Origin of the sequence: Haloarcula ordinaria (assembly GCF_029338275.1) — an archaeon.
Taxonomy (GTDB): domain Archaea; phylum Halobacteriota; class Halobacteria; order Halobacteriales; family Haloarculaceae; genus Haloarcula; species Haloarcula ordinaria.
This window is the reverse complement of the sequence record NZ_CP119789.1, coordinates 2,228,554-2,243,507: the sequence shown is the minus strand read 5'-3', so window position 1 is coordinate 2,243,507 and position 14,954 is coordinate 2,228,554. Positions and strand designations below refer to the sequence as shown.

At 61.6% G+C, this 14,954-nt stretch carries 17 protein-coding genes, 2 tRNA genes and 1 pseudogene; 9 read left to right on the top strand and 11 right to left on the bottom strand.

The genetic code is table 11. From position 1 onward, the window contains the following. Positions 1-210 precede the first annotated feature (210 nt). Together P1L41_RS11865 and P1L41_RS11860 are read right to left on the bottom strand one after the other, a co-directional pair. Positions 211-284: transfer RNA gene (locus tag P1L41_RS11865), tRNA-Arg, on the bottom strand. 79 nt (positions 285-363) lie between these two features. Further along, positions 364-630 carry a twin-arginine translocase TatA/TatE family subunit gene (locus P1L41_RS11860; protein ID WP_276298459.1) on the bottom strand — a complete coding sequence of 89 codons (267 nt, stop codon included), beginning with the start codon at positions 628-630 and terminating at the stop codon, positions 364-366. Positions 631-846: 216 nt separating this feature from the next. Between P1L41_RS11860 and P1L41_RS11855 the strand changes: the two genes are divergently transcribed. The 3 genes from P1L41_RS11855 to P1L41_RS11845 are packed head-to-tail and all read left to right on the top strand — an operon-like array spanning position 847 to position 2,623. After that, positions 847-1,320 carry a redoxin domain-containing protein gene (locus P1L41_RS11855; protein WP_276295938.1) on the top strand — a complete coding sequence of 158 codons (474 nt, stop codon included), beginning with the start codon at positions 847-849 and terminating at the stop codon, positions 1,318-1,320. Positions 1,321-1,362: 42 nt separating this feature from the next. Further along, positions 1,363-2,175 carry an HD domain-containing protein gene (locus tag P1L41_RS11850; protein WP_276295937.1) on the top strand — a complete coding sequence of 271 codons (813 nt, stop codon included), beginning with the start codon at positions 1,363-1,365 and terminating at the stop codon, positions 2,173-2,175. A gap of 49 nt (positions 2,176-2,224) precedes the next feature. Continuing rightward, a complete protein-coding gene (locus tag P1L41_RS11845; protein ID WP_276295936.1) occupies positions 2,225-2,623 on the top strand; it encodes a hypothetical protein in 399 nt (132 codons plus the stop codon). Positions 2,624-2,725: 102 nt separating this feature from the next. On the opposite strand, the gene P1L41_RS11840 is transcribed toward P1L41_RS11845, so the two are convergent. The 3 genes from P1L41_RS11840 to P1L41_RS11830 all read right to left on the bottom strand — a co-directional run bounded on the left by P1L41_RS11840 (position 2,726) and on the right by P1L41_RS11830 (position 4,624). Further along, positions 2,726-2,796: transfer RNA gene (locus P1L41_RS11840), tRNA-Gly, on the bottom strand. Between the two features lie 67 nt (positions 2,797-2,863). After that, entirely contained in the window at positions 2,864-3,520 is a 657-nt protein-coding gene (locus P1L41_RS11835) for a class I SAM-dependent methyltransferase (RefSeq protein ID WP_276295935.1), read from the bottom strand. Between the two features lie 69 nt (positions 3,521-3,589). Beyond that, a complete protein-coding gene (locus P1L41_RS11830; RefSeq protein WP_276295934.1) occupies positions 3,590-4,624 on the bottom strand; it encodes a tyrosine--tRNA ligase in 1,035 nt (344 codons plus the stop codon). A gap of 201 nt (positions 4,625-4,825) precedes the next feature. Between P1L41_RS11830 and P1L41_RS11825 the strand changes: the two genes are divergently transcribed. Next, positions 4,826-5,269, top strand: a complete 444-nt coding sequence (locus P1L41_RS11825) for a DUF7960 family protein (RefSeq protein ID WP_276295933.1) — start codon at positions 4,826-4,828, stop codon at positions 5,267-5,269. A gap of 66 nt (positions 5,270-5,335) precedes the next feature. Continuing rightward, positions 5,336-6,373, top strand: coding sequence for an aspartate-semialdehyde dehydrogenase (gene asd / locus P1L41_RS11820; RefSeq protein WP_276295932.1), 1,038 nt, complete (start codon positions 5,336-5,338; stop codon positions 6,371-6,373). 64 nt (positions 6,374-6,437) lie between these two features. Here the strand turns inward: asd and P1L41_RS11815 are convergent, their stop codons facing one another. Then, entirely contained in the window at positions 6,438-7,391 is a 954-nt protein-coding gene (locus P1L41_RS11815; RefSeq protein WP_276295931.1) for a D-2-hydroxyacid dehydrogenase, read from the bottom strand. 148 nt (positions 7,392-7,539) lie between these two features. On the opposite strand from P1L41_RS11815, the gene P1L41_RS11810 reads away from it, so the two are divergent. From P1L41_RS11810 to P1L41_RS11800, 3 genes and pseudogenes are all read left to right on the top strand, one after another. Beyond that, positions 7,540-8,898 (top strand): NAD(P)/FAD-dependent oxidoreductase, encoded by a 1,359-nt coding sequence (locus P1L41_RS11810; RefSeq protein WP_276295930.1) that lies wholly within the window; start codon positions 7,540-7,542, stop codon positions 8,896-8,898. Between the two features lie 406 nt (positions 8,899-9,304). Next, on the top strand, positions 9,305-9,550 hold the full coding sequence (locus P1L41_RS11805) for a UPF0175 family protein (RefSeq protein ID WP_276295929.1): 246 nt from the start codon (positions 9,305-9,307) through the stop codon (positions 9,548-9,550). A 108-nt stretch (positions 9,551-9,658) separates the two neighbouring features. Continuing rightward, positions 9,659-10,030 (top strand): annotated as a pseudogene (locus P1L41_RS11800) (PIN domain-containing protein); the annotation flags it as partial. Positions 10,031-10,407: 377 nt separating this feature from the next. On the opposite strand, the gene P1L41_RS11795 reads toward P1L41_RS11800, so the two are convergent. Next, complete coding sequence (locus tag P1L41_RS11795) at positions 10,408-10,902, bottom strand: hypothetical protein (RefSeq protein WP_276295927.1); 495 nt, start codon at positions 10,900-10,902, stop codon at positions 10,408-10,410. Positions 10,903-10,973: 71 nt separating this feature from the next. Then, positions 10,974-11,150 (bottom strand): DUF7534 family protein, encoded by a 177-nt coding sequence (locus P1L41_RS18645; RefSeq protein WP_419181086.1) that lies wholly within the window; start codon positions 11,148-11,150, stop codon positions 10,974-10,976. Positions 11,151-11,347: 197 nt separating this feature from the next. Here P1L41_RS18645 and P1L41_RS11790 point away from each other — a divergent pair, with 197 nt between their 5' ends. Beyond that, positions 11,348-12,151, top strand: a complete 804-nt coding sequence (locus P1L41_RS11790) for a hypothetical protein (protein WP_276295926.1) — start codon at positions 11,348-11,350, stop codon at positions 12,149-12,151. A gap of 157 nt (positions 12,152-12,308) precedes the next feature. On the opposite strand, the gene P1L41_RS11785 is transcribed toward P1L41_RS11790, so the two are convergent. The 3 genes from P1L41_RS11785 to P1L41_RS11775 form a co-directional block, all read right to left on the bottom strand. Next, entirely contained in the window at positions 12,309-12,875 is a 567-nt protein-coding gene (locus tag P1L41_RS11785) for an SRPBCC family protein (RefSeq protein ID WP_276295925.1), read from the bottom strand. A gap of 370 nt (positions 12,876-13,245) precedes the next feature. After that, positions 13,246-14,049 (bottom strand): alpha/beta fold hydrolase, encoded by an 804-nt coding sequence (locus P1L41_RS11780; protein WP_276295924.1) that lies wholly within the window; start codon positions 14,047-14,049, stop codon positions 13,246-13,248. A gap of 178 nt (positions 14,050-14,227) precedes the next feature. Beyond that, positions 14,228-14,830 (bottom strand): PaaI family thioesterase, encoded by a 603-nt coding sequence (locus P1L41_RS11775; protein ID WP_276295923.1) that lies wholly within the window; start codon positions 14,828-14,830, stop codon positions 14,228-14,230. Positions 14,831-14,954: the final 124 nt, after the last annotated feature.

Genomic DNA, 14,954 nt, shown 5'->3' with positions numbered 1-14,954 from the left:
CCTCGTTCACTGGTGGTTGGTGTTGGGCGATAGCGTGGCGGGATTGAGCGAATCCGGATCTTTCGGGATATTCGTCATGGCCGCAAACAAGCGACGCGAGTGAGCGGGCGTGGCGGGATTCGAACCGCCTGAACTTCGCTCACTCCATTCGCTCGTTCCGTGCTTCGAATCTCCGGTCTCCCTCCGGGGTTCGCTATCGCTCATCCACTACGGGCGTGGCGGGATTCGAACCCGCGGTCTAGGGGTTAGGAACCCCTCGCCCTCGTCCACTAGGCCACACGCCCTACTCGGTGCTCGTGCAGCGCGTGAAAAACGCTTTCGCTCCCGCTAACGGAGCGCAAAACGGAGGAAGATGGGGGAGAGTTACTTCTCGGTCTCTGTCTCGGAGTCGACAGTCGACTCGGCTTCGGCGCTTGGCTCGGTTTCGGTGCTCGGCTCGGCGGCCTCACTCTCGGCTTCGCCGGTGGCGCCCGTGCGCATCTCTTCGAGTTCCTGCTCGACTTCTTCGCGCCCTTTCTGGAACTCGCCCATCGCCTCGCCCGTCGAGCGTGCGAGTTTCGGTATCTTGTTCGCTCCGAACAGGAGGACGGCGATGAGGAGGATGACCATCATCTCCGTCGTCCCCGGCATCCCGGGGAACAGTGGTACGAATGGTGCTGCCATTGTAATCTGAGTTTACGTGGTTGTTATTATAGTCTTTTTGCAAAAGTCCCGTTCCAGGGCCGCCGTTAGCGGATTTTCAGCCGTTGCGTCGCTGCCACCTGTCAGGCGAACACGACCGACTCACCTCCCCGCTGTCCGAATCTCGCAAGGGCTATCACGGGCCACTGCAAAGGCCCGGAAGACATGATTTCGACTGGCGACACTGCGCCCGATTTCACCGCCCCGCTGTCGAACGGTGCCGTTGACCAGTTCACGCTCTCGAACGCTGCAGACGACGGGCCGGTCGTCCTCGCGTTCTTCCCCGGCGCGTTCACGACGACGTGCAGGCACGAGATGAACACGCTCCAGGACCGCCTCGACGAGTTCGCCGATGCCGGCGTCTCGGTGTACGGTATCAGCATCGACACGCCGTTCGCGCTCAACGAGTTCCGCGACAAGCTCGGTCTGGAGTTTCCCCTCCTCAGCGACACGAACCGGGATATCATCGACGCCTACGACATCTCGATGGACTTCGAATCGAGCGGTATCCGGAACCTCGCGAAGCGGGCCGTCTTCGTCGTCGACGAGGACCGGAGGGTCACCTACGCCTGGGTGAGCGACGACCCCGGCGTCGAACCGGACTACGACGAGGTCGTCGCGGCCGTGCGCGACGACTGACACCGGGAAGCGCTTTTTGCAGTGGGCCGCCTCTCCGAGGGTATGAGCAGCGACGATGCCACGCACGGCGGTCGGCACTACGACGAGAACGCACCGCACGCGTTCCCCGACGAGCGCGTGAACGCGGTCTTACACTCCATTGCGGAGAGTGAGACCATCGCGACCTACCTGGACGCACAGAACGTCAATCCGGTCACCCGGATGCGCTACAACGACCACGGCGCGAAACACATCGACATCGTCCGTCACAGGGCGCTCTGCCTGTACGATCTGCTCAAAGGAGGCGGCGTCGAGTTCAACGGCGCCAGCGACCAGAGACTCGAGGAGGCTGACGAAGCCGTCATCATCGCCCTCGCGGCCACACTGCACGACATCGGCCACGTCGTGCACCGCGACTCCCACCCGTACTACTCCATCCCGCTCGCGGCCGACGTCCTCGACGAGTTCCTCCCCGAGTTCTACGACGTCGCCGACGCGATTCGCGTCAAAGGCGAGGTGCTCCACGCCATCCTCTGTCACCACACCGAGGAGACTCCCCTGACCCTCGAAGCCGGCGTGGTCCGCGTCGCCGACGCGCTGGACATGGAGCGCGGCCGCTCCCGGATTCCCTACGAGAGCGGCGGTCGTGGCATCAACACCGTCTCCAGCCAGGCCATCGAACGGGTCGAGCTGAGTGCCGGAGACGAGTTCCCGGTGCTGGTCGAGATCGCGATGAACAACGCGGCCGGCGTCTACCAGGTCGACAACCTCCTGAAGGCGAAGCTGAACCAGTCCGGGCTCGAGAACCAGGTCCGAATCGTGGCTATCAACAGCCACGAGAACGGCGACCAGATCGTCGAACGCATCGAGCTCTGAACGCGCCCGCGTCACAACGATTTTGTAGCCCGGTACCCAACCTCTGGGTATGAGTGTCACACCCAAGGGAGGGGGAAAGGGTGGGCACGCAATCACGGGAACCAAGGCGGAATCGAAGTCGCTCAAGCGACGGGTTCTCGACGGACTGGTACCCGTACTCCGGCGCATTCCGTTGGCTCGACGAATCGTGCCATCGAGCAGCGGGGAGTGCACGAACGCGACACCGACCTCCGCGCCGACGGACGACATTGCCGACCATCGGGAGGGGGGTAGCGTCAGCGGCCTTCCCGACCGGCGACGGCCGTTCACCTATCCGACCCGTGACCGTCCGGAGCGCAACCCGGTCGACCTCGTCGGCGAGACGCGCCAGGATACGCTCACAATCACGCACCCGGACAACCCGGATGCGACGATCACCTCAGACGTGTGGGACGACGTCAGGCAGTAATCCCGTCGACGACAGGTGTGGCACGGCTGTCTCTAAGTTACCGGGTACTCGCTGCCGGTTTCGTGGCCGAGCAGACGCTCACCACGTTTGTTCCTCGCAGGATGCGGCGGCCGGGATTTGAACCCGGGCCATGAGCTTGGAAGGCTCAGGTCCTACCACTAGACCACCGCCGCACGACGTCAGGCGTCCGTCCACGGCGTCGCCGTGACGCGAACGTAGCTGCCCATACCCGGGTGTCGGTTAAGGGCGTTTCCCTTCTGGTTCGACGACAGCGTAGCAGTTCCCGCTCGACAGCTCGAAGTCGACGACCCACAGCTCGCTCTCCGCTAAGACGGTACGGAACTCGGCGGGCGCATAGATGTGGTAGAACCGCGGGACAGTCTCACCGTCGGGGAGCGTCCAGTCGACGGTCGTATCGAATCCGACGGGAGCGTCTTCATCGACGTCGAACCGGTCGTGGGCCGTGCTCCAGACGCTGACGAGCGCCCGGCCCTCTGGGGCCAGCACGCGAGCGAGTTCGTCCAGGCTAGCGGCTCTGTCGCGCTCTGTCGGGAGATGATGAAGCGTCGCGACGTAGACGGCGAGGTCGACGCTGTCGGTCGCAAGCGGGAGCCGCGAGGCGTCGCCCTGAACGAGGTCGGCTCTGTGACCGACCCGCTCCCGGGCCGCAGTGAGTAGCGCGCGACTCGCGTCGATACCGATGACTCTCGCGGCGACGTCGGCGAGCAGGACTGCGTGTCGTCCGTTCCCACACCCGACGTCCAGCGCGGTGTGGACGTCCCTGTCGGTCCCGACGAACGCTTCGACCTCGGGCCAGGCGTACTCGCGGGTCTTCGAGAAGTGCTCGCCAATGGTCTCGTAGGTCTCTCTGACGCCGAGGCGGGACCGCTCGTCCATGTCTCCGAGTGGGTGAACCGGCGGGTTATCGGTTTCGACAGCGAACGCGTGGGCCGAATCGATCGGTCGCTATTCGCCGTACGTCTCCGGGTACGCTTCGGCCAGCAGGTCCGTCTCGTCGGCCAGTCGCTCGCGGACCGGATCGATGACGTCGGAGATGGCAGCCGCCGCGGACGGCTTCAGGTCGGCCGGGTGGAGCTCGCCGCTGAGGAAGTCCGCCTCGACGGCGTCGTAGTCCTCGTAGACGAGGTCGCCGCCGTACTCTTCGGGCCGTTCGACGACGAAGTCTTCGCCACGCTCGTCGAGCACCGGGAAGACGAGGTGGTCGAGGTACTCGAGGACGCCGTTGTCTTCGAGTTCGCCGGCCGGACAGTAGGCTTGGCCGATCTTCTCCTCGACTGCTTCGGGGCTGTCCGTGAGGTTGACCTTCGAGGCTGCCTCGGAGGCGCTCATCTTCCCGCCGGAGAGGCCCGACAGGAGCGGCGCGAACAGGCAGACCGGCGACTGCCCACCGTGGTCGGGGAGAATCTCGCGCGAGAGCATGTAGATGCCGCGCTGGTCGACACCGCCGTAAGCGATGTCGGCGTCGAGTGCTTTCACGTCGAGGGTCTGCATCAGCGGGTAGAGGAGTCCACCGAGCTTCGGACTCTCAGACTCGCGGACGACCTCGCTGGCGGCACGCTGGGAGCGAGAGATGGTCGTCTCCGCGGCCATCCGGTACATCTCAAGGGTGTACTCCTCGTCGAGCTGGAACTCCGTCCCGCGGACGAACTCGACGTCGTCGGGGTCGGCGCCGGCTGCGGCTATCATCGCCTCGATGGCGACCTCGTAGTACTCCGAGCGAGCGTCGAGCAGGTCGAAGGGGCTCTTGTTGTCGTCGAGGTGGGCGTGGAGGTCCGCGATGAGGACGGTCACGTCGACGCCGGCCTGCAGGAAGTCGGCAAGCTTGCGCATCGTGGTGAAGTGGCCGATGTGCATCTCGCCGGTCGGCGCGTAGCCGATGTAGGCCGACGGGTCGTCGTCGAGCAGTTCGGTGAGTTCGTCTTCGGTGACGACCTCCTGTGTGTGTCTCGTCACCAGGTCGAGTCGCTCGGCCGTATCCATACGCTCCGGTCCCCGCTCCGGCGAGTAAAGCGTTCCGTGTCCGCCTGGAACGTATGACTCTAGCAGACCACTTCTCGCTGTCTGAACGGCTGTCACGCAGCGCCTTTGGGACGTCGACTGTGGCCGCCCTGTGTCACGGTGGCACGTCACTGCTCACTAGATAGGCACTGGACCCAAGTCTGTGCGGTCGAAGGGAGGGACATGTACACGGGGAAGACGGAGACCGCGTGTTGCCTGTGCGGGAACCCGGATATCGAGACGCGTATCGACCTCCCGCCGCGGGCGGTCCCGCTGCTGAAACACTCGGAGGCCATCGCGTGGCGAGACATCGTCGGGGAGGTGTCCATCTACTTCTGTGAGAGCGACTGGGAGACGGTCCGCGACCTCGTCCTGGAGACGGGAATGAGTCCACTCTCCCGCTGTAACGTCGCCCACGCTTCGTTCGACCTGCGCGAGGACTTCGAGGCCCTGCTGAACGACATCCGGGACGAGCCCGACCATAGCGACCTCGAACGGGAGATGCGCGAGTCGGCGACCAAGACCCTCTCGAACCCCGAGGACCCCTACGTCGACGAGCGGGACCTGGTGGAGGCGCGCGTCGTCACGTGGGCCTTCGACGACACCCTCGTCGAGTCCGAGACCTGACGCCGAACTGATACTGGTCGGCGATACCCAAACTGCTTAGTGTGCCCGACGCAGACCGGTAGCACAATGTCTGTACGCGTAGGCGTTCTCGGCGCGACCGGTGCAGTGGGACAACGACTCATCCAGCTGCTCGACCCACATCCCGAGTTCGAGATCGCCGCACTGACCGCCAGCGAAGCGAGTGCCGGAAAGACCTACAAGGAGGCCGCCAAGTGGCGCGTCAACTCCCCGATTCCAGCGGACGTCGCGCAGATCGAAGTCGGCGCGACGACGCCCGATGACGTCCCCGACGACGTCGACCTCATCTTCTCGTCGCTCCCCTCGAGCGTCGGCGCCGAGGTCGAACCCGAGTTCTGCGAGGCCGGCTACGTCGTCTCCTCGAACTCCTCGAACGGTCGGATGGACCCGGACGTCCCGCTCACCATCCCGGAGATCAACGCCGACCACGTCGACCTCATCGAGGTCCAGCGCGACGAGCGCGGGTGGGACGGCGCACTGCTGAAGAACCCCAACTGCTCGACCATCACGATGGTCCCGCCGCTGGCCGCGCTGGATAAGGCGTTCGGACTGACCGACGTCAACGTCTCGACCCTGCAGGCCGTCTCCGGCGCGGGCTACTCGGGCGTTACGTCGATGGAGATCATCGACAACGCCATCCCGCATATCGGCGGCGAGGAGGAGAAGATGGAGACCGAGTCCCGAAAGCTGCTGGGCTCGTTCGACGGCGCGGAGGTCGACCTCCACGATATGGACGTCGCGGCCTCGTGTAACCGCATCGCGACGCTCGACGGCCACCTGGAGAACGTGTGGGCCGACACGGCCGAAGATGTCACCCCGGCGGACGCCGTTGACGCGATGGCCGAGGTCACCGGGGTCGACCTCCCGTCCTCACCGGAACAGCTCATCACCGTCTTCGAGGAACCCGACCGACCCCAGCCTCGACTCGACCGGAACATCGAGAACGGGATGGGTGTCGCCGTTGGTGGGTTCAAAGAGACGACGAAGGGTGTCCAGTTCAACTGCCTCGCGCACAACACGATGCGCGGTGCGGCCGGTGCGAGCGTCCTGAACGGCGAACTCCTCCAGCAGCGCGGGTACCTGTAACCGCGCGTTCGGTGGCTGGTTCTTCCAGCACGTTCGGTCTCCGTTCGAGCCTCGGACTCGCTTCTCAGAGGTCGACCTGGTTCCGAAGCCCTTCCCAGCCCCCAGTCTCCTCGTGACGGCGGATGTTCTCGGCGACGATGTCGGCGAGCCGCTCGAAGTACGATTCGGTGTGGCCCGCGTTGTGCGGCGTGATGAGGACGTTGTCGAAGTCCCAGAGGGGATGGTCGTTCGGCAGCGGTTCGGGGTCGGTGACGTCGAGGGCCGCCCCGGCGATGTTGTTGTGCTGGAGCGCGTCGACCAGTGCCGGCGTCTCCACGACGGGGCCGCGAGCGACGTTCGAGATGACGGCAGACGGGCGGAGCGTATCGAAGACGGCCTCGTCGAATAGATGGCGTGTCGCGTCGGTCAGCGGGCACGCGATACCGATGTACTCAGCGTCGACGACCGCCTCGTGAATCTCGTCGAACCCGTACACGTCGTCGGTCGACCCCCCTTTCTCCGGCGAGTAGCGCACACCGACGGTGTCGACGTCGAACCCGCCGAGGCGGTCGACGATAGCCTGGCCGATGGCACCGAGGCCGACGATGCAGACGGTGCTCCCCGCGAAGTCCGTCGAGGGGAACGACTGCCAGACGTGGTCCGCCTGCTGCTCCCGGGCAGTGAGGAAGCCACGGGCGAACGCAAGCCAGTTCCCGATGACGTGCTCGGCGATGTTCGGGCCGTGAACGCCCGACGCCGTCGTCAGCGCGATGTCGTGTTCGGCCAGTTCAGACAGCGGGAGGTGGTCGTATCCCGCGTAGATGCTCGCGTACAGTTCGAGCGAGTCGGCCCGCGCTAACAGTTCGTCCGGGAGTTCGACACCGGTCAGCACCGTCGCATCGCCGACCATCTCACGGCCCGCTGCAGGTGTTCGCGCGACGTCGATATCGTAGTCCGGCAACCGGTCCCTGAGCGCGTCGACGTAGCGCGAAATCGGGATACCGTGGATGTTGTGCCGCAACACCAGGATGTCTGTCATCGTCCCCTCCGTGGTTCGAGCCAGCGCATACCAGGGGGTGCACACCGGACTGGCAAAACGATGTCGGGGGTGGACCGTCGCACCAATCGGGTCAGGGGACCGGTCCGAGACAATAAGTTTTAGCCACCGGGGCGGCACGACTGTGCGTATGGAAGACGTAGACGTCGCTATCGTCGGGGGCGGTCCGGCCGGGTCTTCGGCGGCCAGAGCCGCGGCCGACCACGACGCCGACGCAGTGGTCCTGGAGAAGGGGGTCCCCAGGGCCGACCGCGAACGCCTGGGGCCAGATTCGACGGACGCTGCCGGATTGCTCGATTACTGGCTCGACATCATGGAGTTCGACCCGGGCGAGTTCCCGGACGACGTCGTGTTGAGCGAACTCGAAGGCGCGAAGTTTTACGGTCCCGACAGCGAGCTCGCGCTGACCGAAACGGGCATCGACGCGACGTACGACGGGTTCGGGTTCACGTTCCACCGCGCGAGGTTCGACGACTGGCTCCGGGAGCGGGCCCTCGAGGCAGGCGCGGAGTACCGCACCGGGGTCAGTGTCACCGGCGTCGAGACGGACCTCACGAGCTCCCCCCGACACACCGTCACGCTCGCGAAGGGCGAGGACATCCGGGCCGACGCCGTCGTGCTGGCCGACGGACCCCAACGGACCGTTACGAGCGGCACGCTCGACCAGTTCCTCCCCGAGGACCGCTCGATGTCCGAGATTCTGCCCTCGACGTCGGCTAACCACATCGCCTACCAGGAACACCGGCGGATGCCGGAGGAGCTGTTCGACCCCGAGTTCATCGAGTTCTGGTGGGGCATCATGCCCGGCCACACGGCGTACCCCTGGATATTCCCGAACGACCCGCCAGTCGCCCGCATCGGCCTGACGATGCCCATAGGCCTCGATATCGACAACTACGACGTGGCCGAGTGGGACCTGCTCCGGCCGGAGGACGAGGGTATCCCACGCGGGAGCGAGTACGTCGAACGCCTCCTCGAACGGCAGTTCCCCGAGTACGACCTGACCGACTTCCCGCTCGTGGAAGACCGGGGCAAGTCGAAGGGCACCGAGACCTACCCCATCTCCTCGACGCGGCCTATCGAATCCCCCTGTCGAGCGGGCATCGCCGTCACCGGTGGCGCGATGGGTGGGACCTCCGCGTTCCACGAGGGTGGTGACCACGTCGCCGTCAGGACCGGGAAGATCGCCGGGCAACTCGCCGCACAGGGGCGTCTCGAGCGGTACAACGAGGAGTGGCACGCTGCCATCGGCGACGAGGTGCTCCGGAACGTCACCTTCGCCGACATCGTCCGCGATTGGGGCCCGTCGGACTGGGACCGCGCCTTCACAACCGCCAACGATCTCATGGACGCACGCGGCATCAAAGCCGACGCAGCGCTCAAAGGCGGCTACTACGGACTGAAGATGGTCCTGACCTACAAGTGGAACAAGTTCGGCTACCGGAACGGTCGATACGTCCAGTTGCGCGAGTCCGACTACACGATCTGAGGCCTGTTCGCTGTCGCTCCAGTCTTCGGTCCTTTGTCCTCGCTGAAGTGAGTTGCTCGGAACGTCACGCTTAGGTTCGGGAGGGTTCTATCTATCGATACGTGCCTTCAATCCCCGGCCGAGGCCCGACATCGGGACGATGACAGACCGGAGAACCCGGGCGCGTGACACAGCGATCCGTCGCCTGACGGCGACCGTCTCGCGGGACATCCCGCGCGACACTTGGTGGACCCGTCCACCCGCCCGGCACGAGGGTTTGTCGGCTGACCTGGCACACCGCCCAGGATGATGCCGGACGTTAGTGTTCCGGGCGTACATTTCGACCGCATCGAGCGCTTGCTTTGCACGCTGTCCGCTTGCGAACCCCCAGCCAAACACTCAAGAATCGTGTACACGTATCTCAGGTATGGCGACGATAGAGATCGACGACGACGTTTACGAGGCGTTACAGCTCCCGGAGGGGGAGCGCTCACCCGCGATGAAGCGGGAGTTGGCGGTCTCGCTGTACGCCCGCGATATCCTCTCGTTCGGGAAAGCCCGTACGTTGGCGGAGATGTCGAAACGGGAGTTTCAGGAACTCCTCGGCGAACGTGAAATCGCCCGGCACTACGACGAGCGGGAACTCGAAGAAGATCTCGACTATGCCGGATAGCGAGCTGATCGTTTCTGATACGTCGCCACTCCTTAATCTCGCGCTCATCAGCGGCTTGAGCTCCTCGAATCGCAATTCTCCGAGGTCACGGTTCCACAACAGGTCTGGAACGAACTTACCGATGGGGAAGATGGACTGGAGGGGCTCCGTGAGTTGCGCGACGACGGACTCCTATATCTCGTGGAGGTGGAACGCTCGGACTTGTTCGTGGAGCTCTTCCACGAGCTTGACCTCGGTGAGACAGCAGCGATCTGCTATGCCGTCGAGCAGAATGCCGACCTCGTTCTACTCGACGATCGCGACGGACGGCGCGTCGCCCGCAGACACGACCTGAACGTCACGGGCGTGATCGGAATCCTGCTTCGCGGAGCGAAGACCGGCGTAGTGAACCTGGAGCACGAACTGGAGGTCCTTCGTGAAGCTGGATTCTGGATTTCTGACGACCTCTACGAACAGATACTCTCCAAAGCCGATCCGTAGCCTTTCCGACGGATAGTTCGCCGCCACCACCCGATTTCACTTCCGTCGAGTCTATCAGTAGATTCGCGCCCGGTAGCGTTCCGGGCGTACATTTCGAGTTGGCTATTAGAACTATTTGAAAATAATATCTATTGCTTCAGGTACGGTCTACCGTTGAGGTCGATCCTTCCGAAGTACCGCTCTTCCTACCGGTTTTTGGAACCAGCAGATAATGACGAGCCCGGGATGAGGTCGGCCGGGAGTACTGACATCTGTCAGGTTTGGATGACCGTGCTGCATAGAGGGTACGTATCGGTCAGTACAGGTGACTCACAGACCAGCGTCGGTTTACACCTCTCACCCCTGTTAGAAACACCCGAGAAACCGCAACCCAGTGATTACCGCTGGTCGTCTGTGATGTACCGCTCATAGACGTATCCTACAAGCGCACCGAGTGGGGCGATGATGGGGGCGGTAATGGCACCACCGAATACAGCGATTAAAACAGTCAAGAACAGGAACTCGGAGATACCACCAGCGAGCGCGCCAGCGGAAACCCGACTCAGAGAGAACACGAAACCTATCGAAGCCGCGAATACGAACAGCGTACCGAACGCTGAAACGACGCCTGCTGCGGCGCCGTAGAGTGGGTTTGGCTCATCCGGCATCATCACGCGCCAGACGACAATCCCGACGAACACAGCGATAATCGGTGCGAAGATACCCCCGAGGAAGATGATCCCACTCATCCCTCGTGAGTACTCCGCTATACTGGCGGAATCGAATCCTTGGGCCCTGAACGTCTGGAAGAAGTTCCAGAGGTTAATCAGGACGGCACCAAGGAGGGACGACCCGCCGGCAGCGAGGCCTGCCCCGACATCCCGCCGAGACACACCCAGATAATGGGTCATGGTCCGATCAATGAACCTTGCGGTCGTTCGATAATAAAAGAGGTGTGTCTCTGTTACTGACGTTTGTACACCAACCAATACGAGAGTGGGAGTGTAATCGTGAGGATCACGACCGTCCCGAGCACTTGACTATAGACGTCTGGGGGCGAGATCTGGGCGGCGATTGCGAATCCGAGAATAATAAGGAAAGACTCGTAGATGACGAAACGGGAACGGCGTGATAAGTTCATACCGTTGGTTCGTGGAGTCCTACGAATAACTCCACCGACAACCACGCTCTGAGTCGGTCACGCCAGTACTGATAGACACTGAGTTGTTGGCAAAGGGGTACTGCAGACAGGCGCGTATCTCTCGGTGAAAGATGTGCATCTAATAACTACCAGTACCTGTCAGTCGTCGTTATCTACTTCAAGACCGTATCTCTTCCATGTCTCCAGCAGAGGGTGTTACAGGACACCAACAGCCGAGCGGAGGATTCGAGCGTGGAATCGCAGCGAAGGTCCAGCAGATCCGTCCCTCCGTCCAGCCCTCTCCGATGCAGGGATACGAACACGTGCGGGGCTTTGGCATCTATGCACTGCCGTTTGATTCTGGCCACGTGCTCGCGCTTCGCGTGTTTCCCGAGAACGACTTTGCCCCGTACACGACGGTCTGGCATCGGACGCCTGACGGGCGCTGGTCAATCTACGTGGACGGGCCAAGCCACAATACTGCCTGTCCTCGGTACTACGGAACTGCGGCGGACTACGTGCAGACAGCGACCATCACGCTCGATTGGACCGGACCGATGGAGCTCCAGGTGCGAATGGATGACCCCGAACTCCGCTTGACCATCCGAATGGACGCGCCCCTGACTGCGACGATTCTGAATGCTATCGGCGCTCGCTTGCCGGCCACGATCTGGCGCATTCCGGGAGTTGCATCAGTGTTCGCTCGGGTGGCCGATACCGTGTTCGATATCGGTGATGTGACGCTGATTGGCACCGCTCCGAACGGCCAGCGTGCGATTCTGATGCCTCGTCAGATGTATCCCATCGAATCTGCTGTCGCAATGCTCGATGGTGACGATTTGGGTGAGCCGATTACGAGCAAGACAAACCCAACTATGGGAGACGTTGCGTTTCCTGCCCGGCCCATGCTGGCAATCGGCGAGGCGTACTTCGAAATCCTTGACCAATCCGAGCACGATGAAACGTTCATGGAACTGAACGAAACCAGCGTATCGTACTGAGTATATTCTCTGGATCGCTCACGACGTTACTGACAGGTTCCGAGTGGTTCGGTCGGACCGTGCTGCATACGGAGCGCGAATTCCCCAACTGGGGAATACCGGTAGGAGGTAGTGGTTGGAGGGCGGTCCTCGGTTGGTTTCGATCCAACCGCGTTTCTCAAGCCACCGTTGCGGTGGGGGCGTCCGCAGTCTCCGGGTCGCCGTCCTGGCCGACGGTCTCCCCGGTCTGCAGGTGGGTATCGAGTCCCGAAAGGATGCCCTCCGCTACGTCACGGAACTGGCCCTTCATCATCACCTTGGCCATCAGCCAGCCCACTGGGCCGTACTTCGGCACGAACGACATGGTAAACGTGACGTCGGTGCTGTTCTCGTCGATCGGTTTGAGGTCGAAGCTACCGACCATCTCCTTTAGCGGGAACGAACCGAGGTCGTACACGTTACTGACCTGTCGCTCTTCGGGGATCCTCTCGACGACCTCTTCGCGGATGACGCCGCCGTTGTAGAAGTCGCACTGTCGCTGGACCCCTTCGCCGGTCCCAGCGACGTTGATGCTTTCTGAATGTTTGACGTCCGGGTGGAACCGGTAGACGTTCCCGAAGTCGTCGATGGCGTCCCAGACGGTTGCGACGGGCGTATTGATAGTTCGCGTTGCTGTTACGGTGTGCATGTTTTTTCTATGAGCCTCAGAGAATCTCTTACTGGACTTCAAGACGACGCTGGCCAAGTGAGGGGGGACTCGGAGAGTCGTGACAAGGTAGGACTCACAAGGGGATAAACCCACCCTATTAATAATTAAGTATCCCTGATTTCCACGGGTTGACCCAGTCATTGATTGATTCAAGGAAGGCAGATGTCCGAATCCCGGCGCGAAGCCGGGGAGGGTCAGTCTGTCGAAATCCCCCGGTCTGAAAGATGTTTGGAATTGGTATCTGCTAAATATCACCTGCTGATGAATGCACCCTCAGTAGGTTGCACGTGACTTCTAACAGTGTTCGGTGAGGTTTCTGTGAGCGTCCGCATACAGCGCGCATATCCTCCGTAGAGTCAGTTCCGGCATTCAGGCAGGCGAACTGTCGGTATTTGTCGTGTAGTCCTCAGAGAGAGTTGATAAAATCGCTGAGTATTCGATTGAACCGTTCGGGCTCCTCAACCGTGATGCAGTGTCCGCTGTCCTCAAACAGTTCGAAGCTGGACTCTGGGAGGATTTCCGCTGCGTATTCGACGGATTCCACACTTCGCCATTTCTCATCTGCTCCAGCACACACTAATGTCGGGACGTCGATCGTAGAAAGTATGTCTCGGTAATCGCGCAGGTACAGTAATCCGAACATGAGAGTTCCCTGAATCGCCGGTGGGGTTTGAGATCCTTCGTCAAGGATGAGATTGCGAAGCTCACGCGATGGCTTCTCTTTGAGCATTCCCGTTGCTTGCTCTTCAAGGAGACCAAGCGGATCAGTTTGAATCTGGTTGATCGTTTGTTCAAGGTCATCACGCCCGTAACTCCCGTATTCGTAGTCGTCGCGTTTCATTGGTGAGGGCTCCATATCGACATCGACCATAGCCCGAACCCGGTCGGTCCCGAACTGATCGATGTATTCCCACGAAACGATTGCCCCCATCGACCACCCTGCGATGACGACGTCATCGAGATCGAGCTGGCGGAGAAACTCATGCACATCACGGGCGTACTGTGAGAGCGTGTGACCGAGTTCGGTCTTCTCCGAGCGTCCGTGGCCTCTGAAATCGACGGCAAGGGTTCGGTATTCGTTCGACAGACTGGCCAATTGTGGTTCGAAGTACCGGAGGCCAGCCGTTGCTCCGTGGAGGAAGACGATGGGATCTCCCTCGCCGTGGTCTTCGTAGTAGAGTTCCGCGCCGTTACACTGGATGGTAGGCATTATGACATAGTTGAGCGTGCTCGTCGTTAAGAGTATTCAACAGGAGATTGATGTCAGATGACTATAACGTCCCTATCTCGCACGCAGGTCCTTCGACCTAAATAGTGTTAAGAATCCTCGATGATGTTTGCCACCGTAATCTGTAGTCCCTGACTACTATGCTGGGGGCACGATCTGGTCAGACAGGGGCTGTTCGGTTCGCGGATTCTTTTTCGAGGGTCATACACGTTCCAGAGAGGCGTGCGACGAGATCACCCTCTTCAGTCGTAATATCACACTCTGCGAGCCCGATCCTTCGGCCCTTGTGGACGACCCGCCCGACCGCCTCCAGTCGTCCACTCCAGACGGGTCTTAGGTAATTCACTGTCAGGTCGACCGTCATGAACGATTCGTCTGGGTTGACGGTGCTCATGTACGCTGTGCTGAGTGCTGCATCCCCAAGGTCACAGAGTACCCCACCGTGGATGGTCCCCATCGGGTTCGCGTGTTCCGGGCCCGCTTCGAGCACCCATTGCGACTTGCCATCACCCATCGAGCGGAGTTCGAGTCCGAGGAGGCATCCAAGCGGCCACGTCGGATACTCTGGATCCAGGATCTTGCTGAACCCCTCCGGGCCCTGGAACCCTCCGTCTTGAGTGAACGCAATCGACTCCAACAGTTCGAGTCGCTGTATCGCTGAGTCGTAGAGCAACTCGGCTGGCGAATCAGACACCTCCCTGAGTCGGTCATACTCGTTCTGATCGAACTCGATAGTGACTGTTGGGCCTCTATTCTCGCTCATTTTGCCCCCTAAGGTATGTGTAGACATAACCTTATGTTCAAACTACATATCGCCCTCTGTATCGGTCGTACTGTTACTGACAGGACCAGAATAGGTAGCAGAGCCATTGCTGCATTAAAAGAGC